General features: G+C 62.0%; 23 protein-coding genes. 16 read left to right on the top strand and 7 right to left on the bottom strand.

The window, feature by feature from the left end:
- Window positions 1-97 precede the first annotated feature (97 nt).
- The 4 genes from hslU to hslV are packed head-to-tail and all read right to left on the bottom strand — an operon-like array spanning window position 98 to window position 3,115.
- A complete protein-coding gene (gene hslU, locus NKJ40_RS03360) occupies window positions 98-1,411 on the bottom strand; it encodes an ATP-dependent protease ATPase subunit HslU (RefSeq protein ID WP_352464697.1) in 1,314 nt (437 codons plus the stop codon).
- A gap of 4 nt (window positions 1,412-1,415) precedes the next feature.
- Window positions 1,416-2,012 carry a DUF2585 domain-containing protein gene (locus tag NKJ40_RS03355; protein ID WP_352464695.1) on the bottom strand — a complete coding sequence of 199 codons (597 nt, stop codon included), beginning with the start codon at window positions 2,010-2,012 and terminating at the stop codon, window positions 1,416-1,418.
- Window positions 2,013-2,016: 4 nt separating this feature from the next.
- Window positions 2,017-2,574 (bottom strand): GNAT family N-acetyltransferase, encoded by a 558-nt coding sequence (locus NKJ40_RS03350; RefSeq protein WP_352464693.1) that lies wholly within the window; start codon window positions 2,572-2,574, stop codon window positions 2,017-2,019.
- Window positions 2,564-3,115 (bottom strand): ATP-dependent protease subunit HslV, encoded by a 552-nt coding sequence (gene hslV, locus NKJ40_RS03345; protein ID WP_352464691.1) that lies wholly within the window; start codon window positions 3,113-3,115, stop codon window positions 2,564-2,566. Before hslV ends, NKJ40_RS03350 begins: the two co-directional genes overlap by 11 nt.
- A 225-nt stretch (window positions 3,116-3,340) precedes the next feature.
- Between hslV and hisB the strand changes: the two genes are divergently transcribed.
- The 14 genes from hisB to NKJ40_RS03275 all read left to right on the top strand — a co-directional run bounded on the left by hisB (window position 3,341) and on the right by NKJ40_RS03275 (window position 14,607).
- Window positions 3,341-3,940 (top strand): imidazoleglycerol-phosphate dehydratase HisB, encoded by a 600-nt coding sequence (hisB, locus tag NKJ40_RS03340; RefSeq protein WP_352464689.1) that lies wholly within the window; start codon window positions 3,341-3,343, stop codon window positions 3,938-3,940.
- 4 nt (window positions 3,941-3,944) lie between these two features.
- Entirely contained in the window at window positions 3,945-4,418 is a 474-nt protein-coding gene (locus NKJ40_RS03335) for a DUF2628 domain-containing protein (RefSeq protein WP_352464687.1), read from the top strand.
- Between the two features lies 1 nt (window position 4,419).
- The gene (gene hisH / locus NKJ40_RS03330; protein WP_352464685.1) at window positions 4,420-5,070 is read left to right on the top strand and encodes an imidazole glycerol phosphate synthase subunit HisH; all 651 of its coding nucleotides are present in this window, start codon (window positions 4,420-4,422) and stop codon (window positions 5,068-5,070) included.
- Between the two features lie 3 nt (window positions 5,071-5,073).
- Window positions 5,074-5,364, top strand: a complete 291-nt coding sequence (locus tag NKJ40_RS03325; protein ID WP_352464684.1) for a DUF1330 domain-containing protein — start codon at window positions 5,074-5,076, stop codon at window positions 5,362-5,364.
- Window positions 5,365-5,366: 2 nt separating this feature from the next.
- Complete coding sequence (gene hisA, locus NKJ40_RS03320; RefSeq protein WP_352464683.1) at window positions 5,367-6,116, top strand: 1-(5-phosphoribosyl)-5-[(5-phosphoribosylamino)methylideneamino]imidazole-4-carboxamide isomerase; 750 nt, start codon at window positions 5,367-5,369, stop codon at window positions 6,114-6,116.
- A complete protein-coding gene (locus tag NKJ40_RS03315) occupies window positions 6,113-6,949 on the top strand; it encodes an arginase family protein (protein ID WP_352464681.1) in 837 nt (278 codons plus the stop codon). The genes hisA and NKJ40_RS03315 overlap by 4 nt, the downstream gene beginning before the upstream one ends.
- Window positions 6,946-7,740, top strand: a complete 795-nt coding sequence (gene hisF, locus NKJ40_RS03310) for an imidazole glycerol phosphate synthase subunit HisF (RefSeq protein ID WP_352464788.1) — start codon at window positions 6,946-6,948, stop codon at window positions 7,738-7,740. Before NKJ40_RS03315 ends, hisF begins: the two co-directional genes overlap by 4 nt.
- Window positions 7,741-7,776: 36 nt before the next feature.
- Window positions 7,777-8,103 (top strand): phosphoribosyl-ATP diphosphatase, encoded by a 327-nt coding sequence (locus NKJ40_RS03305; RefSeq protein ID WP_292660336.1) that lies wholly within the window; start codon window positions 7,777-7,779, stop codon window positions 8,101-8,103.
- An 18-nt stretch (window positions 8,104-8,121) separates the two neighbouring features.
- Window positions 8,122-9,081 (top strand): type I pantothenate kinase, encoded by a 960-nt coding sequence (gene coaA / locus NKJ40_RS03300; protein ID WP_292660333.1) that lies wholly within the window; start codon window positions 8,122-8,124, stop codon window positions 9,079-9,081.
- Window positions 9,082-9,157: 76 nt separating this feature from the next.
- Entirely contained in the window at window positions 9,158-10,165 is a 1,008-nt protein-coding gene (locus tag NKJ40_RS03295; protein ID WP_352464679.1) for a glycosyltransferase family 2 protein, read from the top strand.
- Entirely contained in the window at window positions 10,165-10,935 is a 771-nt protein-coding gene (locus NKJ40_RS03290; RefSeq protein ID WP_352464677.1) for a class I SAM-dependent methyltransferase, read from the top strand. The genes NKJ40_RS03295 and NKJ40_RS03290 overlap by 1 nt, the downstream gene beginning before the upstream one ends.
- A 7-nt stretch (window positions 10,936-10,942) precedes the next feature.
- Complete coding sequence (locus NKJ40_RS03285) at window positions 10,943-11,338, top strand: GtrA family protein (RefSeq protein WP_352464675.1); 396 nt, start codon at window positions 10,943-10,945, stop codon at window positions 11,336-11,338.
- Window positions 11,328-12,902, top strand: coding sequence for a hypothetical protein (locus NKJ40_RS03280; protein WP_352464673.1), 1,575 nt, complete (start codon window positions 11,328-11,330; stop codon window positions 12,900-12,902). The genes NKJ40_RS03285 and NKJ40_RS03280 overlap by 11 nt, the downstream gene beginning before the upstream one ends.
- A 91-nt stretch (window positions 12,903-12,993) precedes the next feature.
- Window positions 12,994-14,607, top strand: a complete 1,614-nt coding sequence (locus tag NKJ40_RS03275) for a hypothetical protein (RefSeq protein ID WP_352464671.1) — start codon at window positions 12,994-12,996, stop codon at window positions 14,605-14,607.
- On the opposite strand, the gene NKJ40_RS03270 is transcribed toward NKJ40_RS03275, so the two are convergent.
- The 3 genes from NKJ40_RS03270 to NKJ40_RS03260 all read right to left on the bottom strand — a co-directional run bounded on the left by NKJ40_RS03270 (window position 14,570) and on the right by NKJ40_RS03260 (window position 17,447).
- On the bottom strand, window positions 14,570-15,187 hold the full coding sequence (locus tag NKJ40_RS03270; RefSeq protein WP_352464669.1) for an alpha-ketoglutarate-dependent dioxygenase AlkB family protein: 618 nt from the start codon (window positions 15,185-15,187) through the stop codon (window positions 14,570-14,572). The genes NKJ40_RS03275 and NKJ40_RS03270 overlap by 38 nt on opposite strands.
- 132 nt (window positions 15,188-15,319) lie before the next feature.
- Window positions 15,320-15,757, bottom strand: a complete 438-nt coding sequence (arfB, locus tag NKJ40_RS03265) for an alternative ribosome rescue aminoacyl-tRNA hydrolase ArfB (protein WP_352464667.1) — start codon at window positions 15,755-15,757, stop codon at window positions 15,320-15,322.
- Window positions 15,758-15,836: 79 nt separating this feature from the next.
- The gene (locus NKJ40_RS03260; RefSeq protein WP_352464666.1) at window positions 15,837-17,447 is read right to left on the bottom strand and encodes a phosphoenolpyruvate carboxykinase; all 1,611 of its coding nucleotides are present in this window, start codon (window positions 17,445-17,447) and stop codon (window positions 15,837-15,839) included.
- 332 nt (window positions 17,448-17,779) lie between these two features.
- Between NKJ40_RS03260 and NKJ40_RS03255 the strand changes: the two genes are divergently transcribed.
- Together NKJ40_RS03255 and NKJ40_RS03250 are read left to right on the top strand one after the other, a co-directional pair.
- The gene (locus tag NKJ40_RS03255) at window positions 17,780-18,481 is read left to right on the top strand and encodes a response regulator transcription factor (RefSeq protein WP_023677547.1); all 702 of its coding nucleotides are present in this window, start codon (window positions 17,780-17,782) and stop codon (window positions 18,479-18,481) included.
- A gap of 143 nt (window positions 18,482-18,624) precedes the next feature.
- Entirely contained in the window at window positions 18,625-20,409 is a 1,785-nt protein-coding gene (locus NKJ40_RS03250; protein WP_352464664.1) for a sensor histidine kinase, read from the top strand.
- Window positions 20,410-20,430 lie beyond the last annotated feature (21 nt).

Raw genomic sequence — 20,430 nt, 5'->3', positions numbered from 1 at the left:
GCCGGATGCTTCCATTTGGCCACACATCGGGGAGGCCGGGCCGACTTAAGCGGAGACCGGGAGCAATTCCCCGGCCTCTTCGAGGATGGAGCGTCTCCTACAGGATGAAACGCGACAAATCCGTGTTTCTGGAGAGGTCGCCGACGTGCTTCTCGACATAGGCGGCATCGATGGTCACCGAGGTGCCGTTGCGGTCCGGCGCGTCATAGGAGATATCGTCCAGCACCCGCTCCATCACCGTCTGCAGCCGCCTGGCGCCAATGTTCTCGACGCTGGCGTTGAGGTCCACGGCGATGCCGGCCAACGAATCGATCGCGTCATCGGTGAAGACCAGGTCGACGCCTTCGGTCTTCATCAGCGCGATATACTGCTTGATCAGGCTGGCTTCGGTCTCGGTGAGGATGCGGACGAAATCGTCCTTCTCAAGCGCCCGCAGCTCGACGCGGATCGGCAGGCGGCCCTGCAATTCCGGCAGCAGGTCGGAGGGCTTGGCGACGTGGAACGCGCCCGAGGCGATGAACAGGATGTGGTCGGTCTTCACCGGTCCGTATTTGGTCGCAACCGTGGTGCCTTCGACCAGCGGCAGCAGGTCGCGCTGCACGCCTTCACGCGAAACACCGGCACCGATGCCGCCTTCGCGCGAGGCGATTTTGTCGATCTCGTCAAGAAAGACGATGCCGTCATTCTCGGTCGATTCGAGTGCCCTGCGCACCACTTCGTCCTGATCGAGCAGCTTGTCGGACTCGTCGCCGATCAACAGCCCGTAGGACTCCTTGACCGTCGTCTTGCGCAACTTGGTCTTCTTGCCGCCCATCGCCTTCGACAGCATGTCGTTGATATTGAGCACGCCGATATTGGCGCCCGGCATGCCGGGGATCTCGAAGCCGGGCATGCCGCCATTGCCGGTATCGGCCACTTCGATCTCGATCTCCTTGTTGTCGAGTTCGCCGTCGCGCAGCTTCTTGCGGAAACTGTCGCGGGTGGCCGGGCTTGCCGTCTTGCCGACGAGGGCTTCGAGCACCCTTTCCTCGGCGTTGATGTGGGCACGCGCCTTGACGTCCTCGCGCATCTTCTCGCGCACCAGCCCGATGGCGATCTCGACCAGATCGCGGATGATCTGCTCGACATCGCGGCCGACATAGCCGACCTCCGTAAACTTGGTGGCTTCGACCTTGACGAAAGGCGCACCGGCAAGGCGCGCCAGGCGGCGCGATATCTCGGTCTTGCCGACACCGGTCGGGCCGATCATCAGGATGTTCTTCGGCATCACCTCTTCGCGCATCTGGCCCTCGAGCTGCTGGCGGCGCCAGCGGTTGCGCAAGGCAATCGCCACGGCGCGCTTGGCGTCTTTCTGGCCGATGATGAAGCGGTCGAGTTCCGAAACGATTTCGCGGGGAGAGAAGGTGCTCATGTCACTAAATTCCACTTTGCCACTGCCGAATGGACTCGAACGGATGCAGCAGCATGATCACGTTGAGTGTCAGATTGTCCCGGATGAGATAGCCGACACCGAATTCGAAGATGAGGGCGAGGGTTACGATCACCCATATAGGAAGCCTTCGCGCCATGACAAACCCCAGCACCATGGCCAACGTGTCGGACACCGAATTGATGATGCTGTCGCCATAATAGTCGAGCGAGATCGTGCCGGCGCGGTAGCGATCGATGATGAAAGGGCTGTTCTCAAGCAGTTCCCAGCCGCCCTCCACCACCACCGCAAAGGCCAGCCTGAGCCCGATCGGCGAGCGCGGGAAAAGGCACCACGCCAGCGCATAGAACAGGAAGCCGTGAATGATGTGCGAGAAGCTGTACCAGTCGGAAATATGCTGGGAATTTTCCGAGCTCTGCACGATGCCATGCCACAGCTTGACGTAGCCGCAGGTGCAAATCGGCGTCCGCCCCATGCCGTAGAGGACCCCTGCCTGGAAGATGACCAGGCCGAGAACCAGCAGAAGCCCCATTCGCCAGCTGTCTTCGTAGGCCGAGACGGTTTTGTCGCTGGATACGCTCATGCTGCTATTGCCCCTCTTCTGCGTTACCCTGTTCGGCATCACCCTGTTCGGCATCACCCTCTGGGGCATCAATCGCCATCAGCACGGCATCGCCATATTCCGACTTCCTGCGATCGATAGCCGTGAAACCGGCCTTTTCATAGGCACGGATAGCCCGTGCATTGGCGGGATCCGGGTCGATGATGACGCGCGGCGCACCTTCCTCGAAAAGCTGTTTGACGAACTGCCGGACGATCGCCGAGCCGTGGCCGATCCCGACAAGCCCCGGCACGCCGATCGACAGATCGATGCCGAGCGTGCCGAACGGCTGGTCTCTATAGGGATGGCCGTCCTCCAGATGCGGATCGTAGCTCTGCAAATAGCCGAAGGGCTTTCCGTCGAGCTCGATAATCAGCGGCTCGACCGAAATGCTGTCGATATGTTCGCGGATCTCCGCGATCTCGGCCTCTGGATCGTTCCACCATTCGGCGACATGCGGCTCGGCAAGCCAGCCGGCGATCATCGGCAGGTCCCTCTCGGTCACCGGCCGAAAACCATAGCGGAGGCTCCGCTCAGGCGGCATCGAGGGTTTCGACGACGAAGCTGTTGTTGGTGTAGACGCAAATGTCTGACGCGATCTGCATCGCCTTGCGGGCGATCTCCTCTGCGCCCTTGTCGCTATCTATCAGCGCGCGTGCCGCTGCCAGCGCGTAATTGCCGCCCGAGCCGATCGCCATGACGCCAAATTCGGGCTCCAGCACGTCGCCGGTGCCGGTCAGCGCCAGCGACACCGACTTGTCGGCCACCAGCATCATCGCTTCCAGCCGCCGCAAATAGCGGTCGGTGCGCCAGTCCTTGGCGAGCTCGACGCAGGCGCGTGTCAGCTGGTCGGGATATTGTTCGAGCTTGGCTTCGAGCCGCTCGAGCAGAGTGAAGGCATCGGCGGTGGCGCCGGCGAAGCCGGCGATGACGTTGCCGCCCTTGCCGATGCGGCGTACCTTCTTGGCGTTGCCTTTCATGATGGTCTGGCCGAGGCTGACCTGGCCGTCGCCCGCGATCACCACCTTGCCGCCCTTGCGCACGGTCAGGATGGTCGTGGCATGCATGGTCAGTTCATTCGACATTTTCTGCTCCGATAAGCACCGATCCCATCGAGGCGATCGGCGCGTTACGAGTGACTTGATCGGCCATATGTATGCATAGGCCGGACGATTGCAAACCGGCCATCCGCCGGGCCGGATAGTGCTCCGCAGCGGTAACTGGCAATCGCCGGATCATGCTGCTAGAAGGCTTTCGTTTTCAGGCATGTGAACGCCTGAATCGTGCAAATCTGAGACAAGGATGAGGTCATGGCGCCCCGTTCCGCCGAGATAAGCCGCAAGACCAAGGAAACCGACATCTCCGTGTCGGTTCAGGTCGACGGCTCGGGCAAATCCGACATTTCGACGGGCGTCGGCTTCTTCGACCATATGCTGGACCAGTTGTCGCGCCATTCGCTGATCGACATGACGGTGAAGGCCAAGGGCGACCTGCACATAGACGACCACCACACGGTCGAGGATACTGGTATCGCGCTTGGGCAGGCGCTGGCCACGGCATTGGGCGAGCGGCGCGGCATCATGCGCTACGCGTCGATCGATCTTGCCATGGACGAGACACTGACGCGGGCGGCAATCGATGTCTCCGGCCGGCCTTTTCTGGTCTGGAATGTTTCATTCTCGTCGCCGAAGATCGGTACGTTCGACACCGAGCTGGTGCGCGAATTCTTCCACGCGCTGGCGCAGAATGCCGGCATCACGCTGCATGTCACCAATTATTACGGCGCCAACAACCACCACATCGCTGAGACCTGCTTCAAGGCCGTGGCGCGTGTGTTGCGTTCGGCACTTGAGCGCGACCCGCGCCAGCCGGATGCGGTTCCCTCCACCAAGGGATCCCTGAAAGGGTAACGCCATGGCCATCTATGTCGTGATGGAGCCGCCAGGCCGCAGCGAAAGCGTGGACGCCACCTTTGTGCGCGATGGCTTTGCCTGGCTCGGCTTCCTGGTACCCCCGCTGTGGCTGGCCTGGCACCGGCTGTGGGTCGAGGCGGCATTGGCCTTTGTCGCCATGGGGCTGCTGTCGATGCTGGGCGAAAGGCTGGGCCAGGAAACAGCCGGCTCGCTTTTATCCCTGCTTGTCATGCTCTTTGTCGGACTGGAAGGGCAGGGCTTGCGGATCGCAGCCCTGCGCCGTCGCGGCTGGCATGAATGGGGCGTGGTCGAGGCCGACAGGCTCGACGACGCCGACATCCGCTATGCATTGGAAGCCGAAGCCCAGTCGGATGAACAACCGCCGGTGCAACGCATCGTTCCGGACGCAGCACTTGCCCGGCCGGCGCAGATGGGCATGGCGCTGGGGCTGAACCATATTCCGGGAAAGCCCTGAGATGCGGGTCGCGATCATCGACTACGGGTCGGGCAATCTGCGCTCGGCCGCCAAGGCCTTCGAGCGCGCCGCGCATGAAGCCGGCATTGCCGCCGCGATCGAACTCACCGCCGATGCCGAGCGGGTCAGGACCGCCGACCGCATCGTCCTGCCCGGCGTCGGCGCCTATGCCGATTGCGCCGCTGGACTGCGCGCGGTCGCCGGCATGTGGGAAGCGGTGGAGGAGGCGGCGATCGCCAAGGCTCGGCCGTTCCTTGGCATCTGCGTCGGCATGCAGCTGATGTCGGAGCGAGGCCTGGAGAAGACCGTCACAAAGGGCTTTGGCTGGATCGCCGGCGACGTCAAGGAGATCACGCCGGCCGATCCGACACTGAAAATCCCGCAGATCGGCTGGAACACGATTGACCTGAAGCGCAAGCATCCGCTGTTTTCCGGCATTGCGACGGGCGGCAAGGGACTGCACGCCTATTTCGTCCACTCCTACCATCTCGACGCACGGAAGGAGGATGAGGTGCTGGCGGTTGCCGACTATGGCGGCCCGGTAACGGCCGCTGTCGCCCGCGACAACCTTGCCGGAACGCAATTCCACCCCGAGAAGAGCCAGGCGCTGGGCCTGGCGCTGATCACCAATTTCCTAGGCTGGAGGCCCTGAATCATGAGCAAGAAGGGCTATTGGATGGCAATGGTCGATGTCCACGATCCCGAGATCTACAAGCAGTACATCGAGGCCAATGCCGCGGCTTTCGCGAAATACGGCGCGACGTTCCCGGTGCGCGCCGGGCGGTATACCAGCCCGGAAGGGCCGACAGGCAATCGCCACGTGCTGGTGGAATTCGAATCCTATGAAAAGGCGATGGAATGCTACGGCTCGCCTGAGTACCAGGAGGCCTTGAAGTACAGGCTCGCCGGCTCGACCGGCCACTTTGTCATCGTCGAAGGCGCCTGAAGGTGTTTCTGTTTCCGGCGATAGACCTCAAGGACGGCAAATGCGTGCGCCTCCGGCATGGCGACATGGCGACCGCGACGATCTACAATGACGATCCCGCGGCTCAGGCACGCGCCTTCGAAGAGCAGGGCTTCGAATGGCTGCACGTCGTCGACCTCAACGGCGCCTTCAAGGGCCAGAGCGTCAACAGCGCGGCGGTCGGCGCCATCCTCAAGGCGACGAACAATCCGGTGCAGCTCGGCGGCGGCATCCGCACCCTGGCGCAAATCGAGGACTGGCTCGACCGTGGGCTGGCCCGCGTCATTCTTGGCACCGTGGCGGTGCGCGATCCGGATCTGGTCAGGCAGGCGTGCAAGGCGTTCCCGGGCAAGATCGCCGTCGGCATCGACGCCAAGGGCGGCAAGGTCGCGGTCGAAGGCTGGGCCGAGGCATCGAGCCTCGGCGTCATCGAACTGGCGAGGAAATTCGAAGGCGCCGGCGTTGCTGCCATCATCTACACCGACATCGATCGCGACGGGGTGCTGACCGGCATCAACTGGGACGCCACCATCGATCTCGCCGAGGCGGTTTCGATCCCGGTCATCGCCTCGGGCGGGCTCGCCTCGATCGCCGACATCGTGCGCATGACCATGCCCGATGCGCAGAAGCTCGAAGGCGCGATCTCTGGCCGCGCGCTCTACGACGGCCGCATCGATCCGGTCGAGGCACTGGCGATCCTGCGCGGCAAACCGATGGCAGGGGCGTCATCATGAAAGTCTCGATTATCCTCGCTCCCTACGACAGCGGGCACTATCACGAAGGGTGTGGCGAGGGGCCGGACGCCATCATCGGCGGGGGGCTCGTCGAAGCCCTGACCGTGGCTGGCCATGATGTTACCGTCGAAGATATCGGCAAGGTCGGAGACGAGCAGGGGCGCGAAATTGCAACCGGCTTCGCCGTCTGCAACGCCGTCGCGGCCAAGGTCGGCCTCGCCCGCGACGGAGGAGGCTTCCCCATTGTCCTTGCTGGAAATTGCCTGACCGCCGTCGGTGCGGTCGCCGGTGAAGTTGCGGATTCGATCATCTGGATCGACCAGCATGGCGATCTCAACACGCCGGAGACGTCCGCCTACGGCTTTCTCGAGGGCATGGCGCTGGCGGCGACGCTCGGGCTCTGCTGGCGTCCGATGGCGGCAGCGATTCCGGGGTTCCGGCCGATAGACCCGGCGCGCTGCATCCTGATCGATGCCCGCGACCTCGATCCCGACGAAAAGCGCCTGCTGGAAACTTTGCCGATCATGCGCACCGAATGTGCCGGTGCACTCGATAGAGTCGGAAAGCTCACAGCGGCAGGGGCTGTGCGGGCACATCTGCATCTCGACCTGGATGTCCTCGATCCGGATGTGTTGCAGGTGAACCGCTACGCGCATCCGGGCGGCCCGAGCCCGGAACAGCTACGGCAGCTTGCCTGCGGACTGGCCAGGTCAATCCCGATCGTCGGCGTGACGCTCTCGGCCTACGACCCGGCCTTTGATTCCCAGGCCGAGGTTCCGCCCATCGTCGGCCAGCTGCTTGTCGATTTTCTTGCGGCGATCGAGAGGATCTGATGCTGAAAGCCCGCGTCATCCCCTGTCTCGACGTCAAGAACGGCCGCGTCGTCAAGGGCGTCAATTTCGTCGACCTGGTCGATGCCGGCGATCCCGTCGAAGCGGCAAAAGCCTATGATGCGGCCGGCGCCGACGAGCTCTGCTTTCTCGACATCACCGCCTCGTCGGAAAACCGCGAGACCATTTTCGATGTCATCGCCCGCACCGCCGAACAATGTTTCATGCCGCTGACCGTTGGCGGTGGCGTCCGTCAGGTCGCCGACATCAGGAAGCTGCTTTTGGCCGGCGCCGACAAGGTGTCGATCAATACGGCGGCGGTGAAGACCCCAGATTTTGTCGCCGAGGCTGCCGACAAATTCGGCAACCAGTGCATCGTCGTCGCCATCGATGCCAAGAAAGTGTCCGCTGCGAGCGAGGCTGATCGCTGGGAGATATTCACCCATGGCGGCCGCGAGAAGACCGGCATCGATGCCGTCGAGTTCGCTCGGCGAGTGGTCGATCTCGGCGCCGGCGAGATCCTGCTGACATCGATGGACCGCGACGGCACCAAGGCCGGCTACGACATAGCCCTAACCCGCGCGGTCGCCGACGCCGTACGCGTGCCGGTTATCGCTTCCGGCGGCGTCGGCACGCTCGACCACCTGGTCGAAGGCATTCGCGATGGCCATGCCGGCGCGGTGCTGGCGGCGTCGATCTTCCATTTCGGCACCTACAGCATCGCCGAGGCTAAGCTGCATATGGCTCAGGCCGGACTGCCGATGCGGCTGGACTCGCCGGGTAATCGGTCCTAGAGCCTTTCCGGCTAAGAAGAGGCTGTAAACGCCGTCATGACTGAGTTCTCGCTCTCCGATCTGGAGAAGATCATTGGCGAACGCGCACGTTCCGGCGATCCGGATTCGTGGACGGCCAAGCTCTTTCAGCGCGGCATGAGCAAGGCAGCGCAGAAACTCGGCGAAGAGGCGGTCGAAACGGTGATCGCAGCCGTCAGCGCCGACAGGGCCGCGCTTGTTTCGGAAAGCGCCGATCTCATTTATCATTGGCTTGTCGTTCTTGGCGTAGCGGGCATTCCGCTGAGCGATGTGCTCAACGAGCTTGAACGCCGCACCGGTCGTTCGGGCATCGCCGAAAAGGCGTCTCGGCTGGACCGGGGCTGATCGCTGCGGAGGAACTCGATGGACCAGCTCGCTCCTACCGAGAAGTATTCACCCTATCGTTTCTTCTCGGCCGAGCAATGGTCGCGGTTCCGCGCCGATACGCCGATGACGCTGACCGCAGACGAGATCCATCGTCTGCGGTCGCTGAACGATCCGGTCGATCTCCACGAGGTCGAGCGCATTTACCTTTCGATGTCACGGCTGTTGTCGGCCCATGTCGAAGCCAGTCAACTCCTGTTCAGGCAACGCCAGGTCTTCTTCAACGCGCTGGACGTGGCCAAGACACCGTTCATCATCGGCATTGCCGGTTCCGTGGCGGTCGGCAAATCGACCACGGCGCGCGTCCTAAAGGAGCTGCTGGCGCGCTGGCCGTCGAGTCCCAAGGTCGACCTGGTCACCACCGACGGTTTCCTGCTGCCGAACGAAGTACTGCGCCGCAACAATCTGATGGAGCGCAAGGGCTTTCCCGACAGCTACGACGTCGGCGCGCTGCTGCGCTTCCTGTCCGGCATCAAATCGGCGCAGCGTAACGTCCTCGCGCCAGTCTATTCGCACCTGACCTATGACGTCATTCCGGGCGAGTTCCAGACCATTGACCGGCCGGACATCCTGATTTTCGAAGGCATCAATGTCCTGCAGCCGGGCAAGCTGCCGAAGGACGGCAAGATCGTGCCTTTCCTGTCGGATTTCTTCGATTTCGCCATCTATATCGATGCCGAGGAGGTGCTGATCCATCACTGGTATATCGCCCGCTTCATGCGGCTGCGCGAAACCGCCTTCCGCGACCCGGCTTCCTTCTTCCATCGCTATTCGCAACTTTCCGAGGATGCGGCCCGCGCCATCGCCGAGGGCCTGTGGACCAACATCAATCTGAAGAATTTGCGCGAGAATATATTGCCGACCCGCGCCCGAGCCGATCTCATCCTGCGCAAGGGCGCCAACCATCTGGTCGAGGAAGTGGCGCTCCGAAAACTTTGAAATCCTGAGGCATTCCTTAAAGTCATCTTAACCCAGTCTTCCTATTGTCGGGCTTGATCTGCGGGCTCGGCAAACAATGAATGCGCCATTCCTAAATATTGATCGGCCGGCAGCTGGCCGCGCCGCACGTCCGGGCAGCGGCGCCGCAACGATTGCCCTGATCGTGCCGGTCCACAATGAGGAAGGCGCGATTGCCCCCTTCCTGAAGGCCGTGTGTGAAAGCACTGCTCCGCTGAAGGACAAAGGCGTTGCCCTCGAGTTCATCTTCGTCAACGACGGCAGCAGCGATACGACGCTCGAAAAGCTGATCGAAGCTCAACAAACCGATCCACGCATCCACGTAATCGACCTTTCGCGCAATTTCGGCAAGGAAGCGGCGATGACCGCGGGTCTCGACAGCTGCGATGCCGATGCAGCGATTCCGATGGATGTCGATATGCAGGATCCGCCGCATGTCATTCCGCTGCTTGTGGAAAAGTGGCGCGAGGGTTTCGAGGTCGTTCTGGCCAAGCGAGCCAACCGGTCGAGCGACAGTTTTCTCAAGCAGCGCTCCGCCTCGATGTTCTACCGCGTTCACAACTGGATCGCGCAGCAGAAGATCCCGCACGATGTCGGCGACTTCCGTTTGATCGACCGTCAGGTCATCCAGGCGCTGCGGTCTTTGCCCGAACGCCGTCGTTTCATGAAGGGCCTGTTCGCCTGGGTCGGGTTCCGCACCGCAAGCGTCGAATATGTCCGCGATCAGCGCATCGCCGGCCAGTCGAAATTCTCCGGCTGGAAGCTGTGGAACTTCGCGCTCGAAGGCATTACCAGCTTCTCCACCGCTCCGCTTGAAATCTGGACCTATGTCGGCGCAACGATTTCCGCACTGTCGTTCCTCTACGGCCTGCTGATCGTCGCCAAGACAATGATCTTTGGCGTTGATGTTCCCGGCTACGCCTCGCTGCTGGTCAGTGTTCTTTTCCTTGGCGGCATCCAGTTACTCGGCATCGGCATCATCGGACAGTACCTCGGCAGGGTCTACGCGGAGATCAAGCAGCGTCCGATCTACATTGTGCGCCGCAAATATGAGGGAATGAGCTGATGGAGCTCGACGCCTACCGACAGATGGCCGCCACCGAAGACGAGCATTGGTGGTTCTGCGGGCGTCGCGCCATCGCAGAGGCGGTCATTCGCAGCATCGACCTGCCCGAAAAGGCGCGCATCGTCGAGATCGGCGCCGGCACCGGCGGCAACATCCGGATGCTGGAGCAGTTCGGCGCCGTGACGGCAGTCGAGATGAGCGATCTCGCACGCAGGATTGCCTGGGGAAAGACCGGCCGCGACTTCCTTGCCGGACATCTGCCGGACAACATTCCTGTCACGCCGCAAAGCTGCGACCTGGTTTGCCTGTTCGACGTGCTGGAACATGTCGCCGAAGACGAGGCGTCGCTTGCCGCTATCCGCCAGATGCTGAAACCAGCCGGCAGCGTCATCCTTACGGTGCCCGCACACCAATGGTTGTGGAGCACGCATGATGTGGGGCTGCATCATATGCGGCGCTATTCACGCAATCTGCTGCGTGAACGAATTGAAAGGGCTGGTTTCACGATCGACCGGCTGAGCTACACAAATGCCGCACTCTTTCCTGTAGCGGCGCTGGCACGGCTGGTGGACAGGTTGCGCAAGTCGGCCTTGCCAGCCGGCCATGCCACGCCGCCGAAACCACTGAATGCGGCGATGAAGGCAGTGTTTTCGGCGGAAGGCCGCATCATACCAAATGCAAGCCTGCCCTTCGGTGTTTCGCTGCTGGCGGTATTCCGCAAGGACGACGCCGTCGAAACCGGTCGCCTCGACGAGAAATTGGCAGCTTGACCGCGTAATGGGCACCGGCTCGTATCGTCGACTATCGCGCTTTGCGCTAATTGGCATTGCGTCGACGCTGATCTATGCCGTTTGTGCTTTCCTACTGTCGCGTGGGCAGGCAACGGCGGCCCTGCCGGCGGCGCTCACATCGTTTGCGGCCTACGCCGTTGCCGCGCTGTTCTCCTACACCGGACATAAATATTTCACCTTCACCTCGGGCGGCAGCCACGCGATGGAACTGCCCCGCTTCCTCCTGCTCACTGCTTCCGGCCTCGCTGTCGCGATCGCCCTGCCAGGGCTTTTGACCCAGATGCTCGGCGTCCCTGCCGCAGTCCCGATCCTGCTTACCTGCATTGCCGTGCCGGTCATCAACTATGTCGTCCTCGGGCGCTGGGTGTTTCGTGGTTTCTAGCGCGCGATCGCTCAGTGAACTGCTGCCCGGCGCCAACCGCTTCGCGCCGTTTGCGGGCGTAGCGGGTGCTCCGTTGCTGCTGGCCAGCCTGGTCGTCACATACGCCGTCTGGCTATCGACCGTTGCAATTCCGGCCAATGTCGACGTGTCGTGGCTTCTGGTTGTCTGCGACCGCCTGCTTGGCGGGGAGCGGCTCAACACGGACATCGTGGAGACCAACCCACCTTTCTCGATCTGGCTCTACATGCCGTTCATGCTGCTGGAAAAGCTCACTGACATACGTGCGGAATTCTGGCTGACGCTTGGCGTCGTTTGCCTGAGCCTGGCCAGTCTTTTCGTTTTCGTCCGCATTCTCGCGCGCGATGAACCGGTCTACCGGCAGCCCCATGCGCTGTGGGCGGCAGCGGCGGCCCTGTTTTTGATCCTCTGTTTCATGCCGGATCAATTCGGCCAACGCGAGCACTTCGCATTGATTGCCATTTTGCCTTGGCTGGCGTTGCAATGCACACGTCAGCGGACCCCGGATTTCAGCGCGGGCTCGCGCCTGGAGCACATGGTCGCGGGCTTCGGCGCGGCGGTCGTGGTCATCGTCAAGCCGCCCTATTTTGCGCTGGCCTTCATGTTGCCGTCACTCTGTCTTGCGGTTGAAAGGCGGTCGCTGAAACCGCTCTTCGTCGTGGAGAACGTGCTTGGCGCTGCGATCGTGGCCGCCTATGTCGCGTCCATCGCGCTCTTCGACCGCGCTTATGTCGGCGAAGTCCTGCCCTTGGTCAGAGAGGTCTATCTTCCGTTGAGGGCCTCTTCCGCCGATATGCTGGCAAACTGGCCAAAAGTGGTGCTGCTTCTGGCCGCCGCCACCGTGCTTGTGGCCGGCGGCCTGAGACAGACGAGCTGGGACGTCAGGATTCCGCTTCTGACCGCACTGGGGTTCATTCCGGCGTTCATCATCATGGGCAAGGGTTGGCCCAATCACGCGTTGCCGATGGTCGTTGTTGCAGCACTTGCATTTGGCATCCAGCTTGTGCGGTTCGGCACATTCCGCAGTGCAGGCTTCGTTCGTAAGGCCGCCCTGATCTTCGGTTGCGTGCTGGTGCTGCAAATAGCGGTCAGGGCACAGTACGCGGCGCTGACGACGGACGACGGCCCGATCGCCCGGTCTGTCGCCGCGATCCGCTCGACGGTCGAAACCCCGACCATCATGTCGATTGCCGACCAGATGCAGGTTGCCCATCCCCTCGCCAGGCTGGTCGACGGCAGGTTCATATCACGCCATCCGAGCGCCTGGGCGGTCTCCAACGCGGACACGCTCGCCCGCGTCACCGGCGATCTCGAACGGAGACGAGAACTTGAAAGCATCCGCGATCGGGTGATCGGCGAATACGCCGCCGAGATATCAGCGAAGAAGCCCGATATCGTGCTGTCAGGCTCGCCCGCGTGGACTGCCCTGATGCTGCAGGACAAGCGGATCGCTGCCGCTTTGGCCGACTATCGTCTGCTGCACGCCGAGCCGGAAATCACTGTCTATCTGCATTACACGGGGTCCGCACCGCTCCAAACCGATTGAGCAGAGGCTACCAGAAAACCATGGCACGGCTGGATCCAATCGCTCCGCTGAACGACATATGGCTCGAGCTCGAGAGCCTCGGTGCAACATCATGAGCGTCTCGAACGACATTGACGGCTTGAGCCGCTGGCCCGGCCGGGATATCGCAGCGTCGCTGCTTCCTAGCCGCAATGTCCTGGCCGTTGCCACAGTCATCGTCTTCTCGATCTTCTGGCAGCGGCGTTGGGGGACTGTTCCCGATACCAGCTGGCTGATCACGGTCTGCGAGCGTATGCTGTCCGGTGAGCGGCTTTACTCGCAAATCTATGAGACCAATCCTCCATTCAGCGTCTGGCTCTATCTGCCACCAGTGGCTGCGGCCAGAATGCTGGGCGCCGCGCCGGAAATCCTGGTTGAGGCCTGGACATACCTTGCCGTGCTTATCGGACTTTCGCTCTCGGGCGTGATCGTCAAGCGTGCGGGTTTCACCGAAACTGCATCATTGTTTGCACTGGGGCCGGCGTTTTGCGCAATGTTGGTGATCTTCCCCGGCAACGCCTTCAGCGAGCGGGAGCATATCGGCATGGCGCTTTTCATGCCGCTGCTGGCGCTTCATGCCTGGCGCGCGCGCAGAGATGCAGCTGCCCAACCAGGCCCGCGGCTTGCCTTACTCGCCGGCCTGTCGGGCAGCATTCTGCTGCTGGTCAAGCCCTACTATGCGATCATGGTGTTGGCGCCGGCGCTGGTCGTTGCAGTGCGCCGGCGCAGTCTGAAATCGATCTTCGCCCTGGAACACTGGGTCATTGGCGGCATCTGCGTTGTCTATCTCAGCACGGTCACGCTGATCCATCCGGAATTCATGCGCGATATCTATCCCCTCTTGGCCGATGTTTATGGAAAGATCGGCATCTTTTGGCCGATTGTGATCGGCTACGGTTTCTCGTGGTGTTTCCTTGTCTTCCTGATCTGGCGGCTGTGGCCTGCCATGCGGTTTCCAGAGCTGGCGGCGGTAGCGTTGGCGGCATCGATCGCCGGCATGTTTCCTCTGTTCTACCAAGCGAAAGGCTGGTCTTATCATGCCTATCCCGCGATCTTTTGCGCCGTGGCAGCCATTTTCTGCCTGCTGGCGGTGCCCAGGATCGTGCAGCAGCAGCCAAAGCTGTTGGCGTTCGTGACGGCTCCTTCGCGAGCTTGGGCACTGGCGGGGGTGGCAATCGCTTTCTTGCCGTACTGGAGCACCCAGAAACCAGGGCCGGCGCTGGTTGCCACCATTCGCGCCGCCACCGATCGGCCGACCGTAGCGTTGGTCAGTTCGGATATTTCCTCGGGACATCCGTTGAACCGCATGATCGATGGGCAGTTCGTTTCGACCCATGTCAGCGATTGGCTTGGAGCGTTCGCACTTTCCCTGTCCCGGCAGGCAGCCCTCTCGGGTGACACCGCCGAAGCCACGCGTTACCAGGCCATCATGGCGCGTTACGTCGAAAGCAAACGCGAAGAATTCGCGCGTCTGCGTCCGGATGTCGTCGTCTTCAAGAAAAACAACACAATGTGGACAAGCCAACTGATGGGGCGTTTTGGCTTCGACGCCATCCTGGCGCACTACCGCATTCTCGTCGAGGACGAGACCGAGCGCATCTATCTGCGCGATGATTATGTCCGCCCGGGCCACCGGCCACCCGAACAGCCTATTTCGGCACCGTCACCCGTCGCAGCGTCAGATTGATGCGGCCGCCATTCCTGAGCAATGCCGAGGTCGACGGGTAGATACGGTCGACGCCGTGAAAGCAGAGCCGCCCTTCGCCGCCAAGCACGACGACGTCGCCGCTCTTCAGCCTGAACGATTTGGTGGCGCCGTCGCGCGTCGTCTGACCGACCCGGAACAGGCAATCGTCGCCGAGCGACACCGAGACGACGGGCGCGGAGAAATCGCTCTCGTCGCGGTCCTGGTGAAGACCCATCTTGGCATCCTGCGAATAGAAATTGACCAGGCACGCCTCTGGCGGGTGCGCATAGGCAGCTACGTCCCGCCACAGTTCGAGCAGCATCTCCGGGATCGGCGGCCACGGCCTTCCGGTCACGGGGTGAGTCGGCTGGTAGCGATAGCCCTGCTCCTTGTCTGTGACCCAGCCAAGCGGGCCGCAATTGGTCATGCGCACGCTCATCTCCTTGCCGGTGCGCGGCATCGCCGGCACGAACAGTGGGGCCTCCTGCACGACCTGCCTGATGTCTTCCACCAGCACTTCCTGCATGGCGCGCGACAGGTAGCCGGGCATATGGCGGACGCCTTTGGGCAGTACGAGCATCGCGTCGCTTGATCCGTTGGTCTGGAGAAATCAGAATGCCACCGTCAAACGAAAACGGCGACCCCGAAAGCCGCCTCCGACGGTGGCTGCGCGCTTTAACCGGCGATCTGGAATCCGAAGCCGCTTCGGCTGTCAGTCATCCCCGACCCGGCCGCGCAGTTTCTTGATCGAACCGCGCCCGGCCTTGGTCTTCAGCCGTCTTTCGACCGCGCCCTTGGACGGCCTTGTCTTCTTGCGCGGCGGTGGTGGTGGTTCGGCGGCCTTGGCGACCAGTGCCGTCAGCCGCGCCCGGGCGTCCGCCCGGTTCTGCTCCTGGGTGCGGAAGCGTCCGGCTTCGATGACGATGACGCCGTCCTTGGTGGCGCGCTGGCCGGCGAGCTTGATGGTCCGTTCGCGCACACGCTCCGACAGGCCTGGAGCATTGGCGGCATCGAATCGCAATTGCACCGCCGTCGCCACCTTGTTGACGTTCTGGCCGCCCGGGCCCGACGAACGGATGAAGTCCTCGTGCAGGTCGCCCGGATTAATCACCGCATCGTCGGTGATGATGATCTTGTCGTCGGCGTTCATGCCGCAGTCATGGCGCGGCAGGCGAAAAAAGAAAAGGCCCGATCGAAGCCGGGCCTTGAAGCATCACCAGGGGCGACGGCTATTCAGCCGCTACCTGCATGCGTGGTGCAGCGCCGAGCACGGTGGCGTCGACATGGGCCTCGAACTTTTCGAAATTGTCGACGAACATGCCGACCAGCCTTGCCGCCTGCCGGTCATAGGCGGGCTTGTCGATCCAGGTCGATCTCGGGTCGAGAATGGCGCGGTCGACGCCGGCAACCGTCACCGGTACGTCGAAACCGAAATTGGCGTCGGTCCGGAAGTCGGCCGCTTTCAGCGAGCCGTCGAGCGCTGCCGCAAGCAGCGCCCGCGTTGCCTTGATCGGCATCCGCTTGCCGGTGCCGTAGGCGCCGCCGGTCCAGCCGGTATTGACCAGCCAGCAATCGACACCGTGGTGTGCGATGAGCTCGCGCAGCAGATTGCCGTATTCCGATGGATGCCGCGGCATGAACGGTGCGCCGAAGCATGTCGAAAATGTCGCTTCGGGTTCGGTAACGCCCTTCTCGGTCCCCGCCACCTTGGCGGTATAGCCGGAGAGGAAATGGTACATAGCCTGCGCCGGGGTCAGCCGCGCGATCGGCGGCATCACACCGAATGCATCGGCGGTCAGCATGATGATGTTTTTCGGGTGGCTGGCGCGCCCCGTCTTGCTGGCGTTGGGGATGAAGTGGAGCGGGTAGGCGCAGCGCGTGTTTTCGGTCAGCCCGCCGTCGTCGAAATCCGGCACGCGACCGGCGTCGAGCGCCACATTCTCCAGCACCGTGCCGAAGCGCTGGGTGGTGGCGAAGATCTCCGGCTCGGCTTCGGCCGAAAGCTTGATCGTCTTGGCATAGCAGCCGCCTTCGAAATTGAAGATGCCGTGCGGTCCCCAGCCATGCTCGTCATCGCCGACCAGCGTGCGCGACGGATCGGCCGACAACGTCGTCTTGCCGGTCCCGGAAAGGCCGAAGAAAACGGCCGCGTCGCCGGCCGGCCCTTCATTGGCCGAGCAATGCATCGGCATCACGCCTTTTGTCGGCAGCAGATAGTTGAGCACGGTGAACACCGACTTCTTCATCTCGCCGGCATAGGAGGTACCGCCAATCAACACGATCATGCGCGAAAGATCGACGGCAATCACCGTTTCGCCGCGCGTGCCGTGGCGGGCGGGATCGGCGCGGAACGACGGCAGGTCGATGATCGTCAAATCGGGCATGAAATGCTCGAGTTCGGCGGCTGCCGGTCGGATGAGCAGATTGCGGATGAACAAGGAGTGCCAGGCAAGCTCCGTGATCACCCTGGTTGGCAGCTTCAGCTCCTCGTCGGCACCGCCGACCAGGTCCTGCACATAAAGGTCCTTTTCAGCCGCATGGGCGCGAAAATCGGCAAGCAGCGTATCGAACTGTCCTGGCGAAATCGCCTTGTTGTTGTCCCACCATACATGCGGCGCCGTGCTTTCGTCGCGCACCACGAATTTGTCCCTGGGCGAGCGGCCCGTGTGCTGTCCGGTTTCGGCGGCAAGCGCGCCATGCGCGGTGAGTCGGGCCTCGCCACGGCGGATTGCCTCCTCGTAGAGCGCGGCCGCGCCGAAATTATAGCGCACCACGCCAGTGGTTCTCAGGCCGATCCGATCGATTGCGCATGCAGGATTGCGTTTGCCGGCTTCCGACATGGGTGTCCCTTCTTCGATTTACCGCGTCTTTACCGGCGAATTCCGGAACTCCCATTGCAGGAGCTAAAAAAGTCAAAACCAGAAAAGGCGAATGATATCAAATCATTAATCGATTTAAATATTTTGAAAGTTGTTTAAATCGTTTATATGTGCAAAAACACTGATGGTTGCCCAAAGGATTGGTGATGTTCATTCGTCCGAGGTGCAATTGTGGCCGCCGGCATGCCGCGCGTGACAGCGGATAGAGCCTATGCCACATTTTGTACCTAATTTGTCCTGCAAAAGCCCCTTCTCGACGAAAGAAGGGACAGCTCATGAGGGAGCCGCTTGAAATGGCAACAATCGCGCTTGTCGACGACGATCGCAACATTCTGACTTCGGTTTCGATCGCCCTCGAATCCGAGGGTTATCGGGTCGAAACCTACACGGATGGGGCGTCGGCGCTGGAGGGACTGGCGGCGCGCCCGCCGAACCTCGCCATCCTCGACATCAAGATGCCGCGCATGGACGGCATGGAGCTGCTGCGCCGGATGCGTCAGAAATCCGACCTGCCGGTAATCTTCCTGACCTCCAAGGACGATGAGATCGATGAACTGTTCGGCCTCAAGATGGGCGCCGACGACTTCATCCGCAAACCCTTCTCGCAGCGTCTTCTGGTCGAACGCGTCCGCGCCGTGCTGCGCCGCGCCAGCACCCGCGAGGCGGCGGCCAAGGCGCCCAACCAGCAGGCTCGGTCGCTTGAGCGCGGCCAGCTTGTCATGGACCAGGAGCGCCACACGTGCACCTGGAAGGGCGAGCCGGTGACGCTTACCGTCACCGAGTTCCTCATCCTGCATTCGCTGGCCCAGCGTCCGGGCGTCGTAAAAAGCCGTGATGCGCTGATGGATTCGGCTTATGATGAGCAGGTGTATGTCGATGATCGCACCATCGACAGTCACATCAAGCGGCTGCGCAAAAAGTTCAAGGCCGTCGATGATGACTTCGAAATGATCGAAACCCTTTACGGAGTCGGGTATCGGTTCCGCGAAGCATGAGTTAATGCATGTCGCCCAAAAGTGGTCCCGGTTTTTGGGACAACGACATGCATCAAAACGCTAATGCATGTCGCCCAAAAGTGGTCCCGGTTTTGGGGCAACGGCATGCATCAAACTAAAGACTGAGCGGGGGCTGCTATTCGATGGCAGTGCAAGTTGAGCGAGTGAGACGGTCGGGCGCCGCCAGGCGCCCGCCGCGGATTCTGCCCGCCTTCGTGTCGAAAATTACGGTGCCGATGCGCCGGTTTCTCGGCCATCACATCTTTTCCAGCCTGACGCGGCGCATCCTCTTTCTCAACCTTGCCGGCCTTGCGGTCCTGGTCACCGGCATTCTCTATCTCAACACCTTTCGCGACGGGCTGATCGACGCCCGTGTCGAGAGCCTGATGACTCAAGGCGAGATCATCGCCGGCGCGATCGCCGCCTCGGCGACGGTCGAGACCGATTCGATCAGCATCGATCCGGAGAAGCTGCTCGAGTTGCAGGCCGGCGAAAGCCTAGGCCCCGGCTCCGACCAGCTCGACAACCTCGATTTCCCGATCAATCCGGAGCGCGTGGCGCCGGTGCTCAGGCGATTGATCTCGCCGACGCGCACACGCGCCCGCATTTACGACCGCGACGCCAACCTGCTGCTCGATTCCCGCCATCTCTATTCGCGCGGCCAGATCCTTCGCTACGATCTGCCGCCGGTCGAAGAGGAACAGCCGGATCTTCTGGAGCGCATCCAGAAATTCGTCTTTGATTTCTTCCGCAACAAGCAGCTGCCCGTCTATCGCGAGCAGCCGGGTGGCAACGGTGCCGCGTTTCCGGAAGTGGTCAAGGCGCTTACCGGCAGTCCGTCGACGATCGTGCGGATCTCGGAGCAGGGCGAGCAGATCGTTTCAGTGGCGGTGCCGATCCAGCGCTTCCGTGCCGTTCTCGGCGTGCTGATGCTGTCGACCGAAGGCGGCGACATCGACAAGATCGTCGCGGCCGAGCGCAAGGCGATCCTGCGCGTGTTCGGCATTGCCGCCCTGGTTACCGCCATCCTGTCGATGCTGCTGGCCTCCACCATCGCCAACCCGCTGCGCCGGCTTTCCGCGGCGGCGGTCAGGGTTCGCCGCGGCGTCAAGAACCGTGAGGAAATCCCCGACTTCTCCGACCGCCAGGACGAGATCGGCAATCTGTCGATCGCCGTGCGCGACATGACCAATGCACTCTACGCCCGCATCGAGGCGATCGAAAGTTTTGCCGCGGATGTCTCGCACGAGTTGAAGAACCCGCTCACCTCGCTGCGCAGCGCGGTGGAAACATTGCCGCTGGCCAGGAACGACAATTCGCGTAGCCGGCTGATGGATATCATCCAGCACGATGTGAGGCGGCTTGACCGCTTGATCACCGATATTTCCGATGCCTCCCGTCTCGATGCCGAACTGGCGCGGGAAGACGCGGGAACCGTCGACCTGAAGAAGTTCATCACCGATCTGGTCGCCGTCTCGCGCGAGGCCACGCGCAACAAGAAGGCGGTCGAGATCGAATTCAAGGTCGCCAAACTGCCGCAGGGCGTGAAAGGCTACTTCGTCGTCGGCCATGATCTGAGGATCGGCCAGGTGATCACCAACCTGATCGAGAATGCCCGCTCGTTCGTCCCCGAAGAACGTGGCCACATCACCATATCGCTGGCGCGCGCCGGCAAGTTCAACATCGTCACCGTCGACGACAATGGGCCCGGCATCCGGGCCGATAACATCGATCGCATTTTCGAGCGGTTCTATACCGATCGGCCGGCCGGCGAGGCGTTCGGCCAGAACTCGGGCCTTGGCCTGTCCATATCCAGGCAGATCGTCGAAGCCCATGGCGGCACGCTGAGCGCCGAGAACATCCCGGGCACCAAGCCTGGCGAGATCAAGGGCGCGCGCTTCGTGGTAACGCTGCCGGCCGAAGGCTGACGGATGAATTCCAATCACGCC

Source organism: Mesorhizobium sp. M0119 (assembly GCF_040322615.1).
Taxonomy (GTDB): domain Bacteria; phylum Pseudomonadota; class Alphaproteobacteria; order Rhizobiales; family Rhizobiaceae; genus Mesorhizobium.
This window is presented reverse-complemented; position numbering and strand designations above follow the sequence as displayed.

Coding starts and splice junctions, on each gene's coding strand:
- coaA (WP_292660333.1), top strand. CDS start 8,122: ATGGACCAGCTCGCTCCTACCGAGAAGTATTCACCCTATCGTTTCTTC.
- NKJ40_RS03250 (WP_352464664.1), top strand. CDS start 18,625: ATGGCAGTGCAAGTTGAGCGAGTGAGACGGTCGGGCGCCGCCAGGCGC.
- NKJ40_RS03290 (WP_352464677.1), top strand. CDS start 10,165: ATGGAGCTCGACGCCTACCGACAGATGGCCGCCACCGAAGACGAGCAT.
- hslV (WP_352464691.1), bottom strand. CDS start 3,115: ATGTCGAATGAACTGACCATGCATGCCACGACCATCCTGACCGTGCGC.
- NKJ40_RS03295 (WP_352464679.1), top strand. CDS start 9,158: ATGAATGCGCCATTCCTAAATATTGATCGGCCGGCAGCTGGCCGCGCC.
- NKJ40_RS03285 (WP_352464675.1), top strand. CDS start 10,943: ATGGGCACCGGCTCGTATCGTCGACTATCGCGCTTTGCGCTAATTGGC.
- NKJ40_RS03335 (WP_352464687.1), top strand. CDS start 3,945: ATGGCCATCTATGTCGTGATGGAGCCGCCAGGCCGCAGCGAAAGCGTG.
- NKJ40_RS03275 (WP_352464671.1), top strand. CDS start 12,994: ATGAGCGTCTCGAACGACATTGACGGCTTGAGCCGCTGGCCCGGCCGG.
- NKJ40_RS03350 (WP_352464693.1), bottom strand. CDS start 2,574: ATGCCGCCTGAGCGGAGCCTCCGCTATGGTTTTCGGCCGGTGACCGAG.
- hisH (WP_352464685.1), top strand. CDS start 4,420: ATGCGGGTCGCGATCATCGACTACGGGTCGGGCAATCTGCGCTCGGCC.
- hisB (WP_352464689.1), top strand. CDS start 3,341: ATGGCGCCCCGTTCCGCCGAGATAAGCCGCAAGACCAAGGAAACCGAC.
- NKJ40_RS03255 (WP_023677547.1), top strand. CDS start 17,780: ATGGCAACAATCGCGCTTGTCGACGACGATCGCAACATTCTGACTTCG.
- NKJ40_RS03355 (WP_352464695.1), bottom strand. CDS start 2,012: ATGAGCGTATCCAGCGACAAAACCGTCTCGGCCTACGAAGACAGCTGG.
- NKJ40_RS03325 (WP_352464684.1), top strand. CDS start 5,074: ATGAGCAAGAAGGGCTATTGGATGGCAATGGTCGATGTCCACGATCCC.
- NKJ40_RS03315 (WP_352464681.1), top strand. CDS start 6,113: ATGAAAGTCTCGATTATCCTCGCTCCCTACGACAGCGGGCACTATCAC.
- arfB (WP_352464667.1), bottom strand. CDS start 15,757: ATGAACGCCGACGACAAGATCATCATCACCGACGATGCGGTGATTAAT.
- NKJ40_RS03305 (WP_292660336.1), top strand. CDS start 7,777: ATGACTGAGTTCTCGCTCTCCGATCTGGAGAAGATCATTGGCGAACGC.
- NKJ40_RS03270 (WP_352464669.1), bottom strand. CDS start 15,187: ATGCTCGTACTGCCCAAAGGCGTCCGCCATATGCCCGGCTACCTGTCG.
- NKJ40_RS03260 (WP_352464666.1), bottom strand. CDS start 17,447: ATGTCGGAAGCCGGCAAACGCAATCCTGCATGCGCAATCGATCGGATC.
- hslU (WP_352464697.1), bottom strand. CDS start 1,411: ATGAGCACCTTCTCTCCCCGCGAAATCGTTTCGGAACTCGACCGCTTC.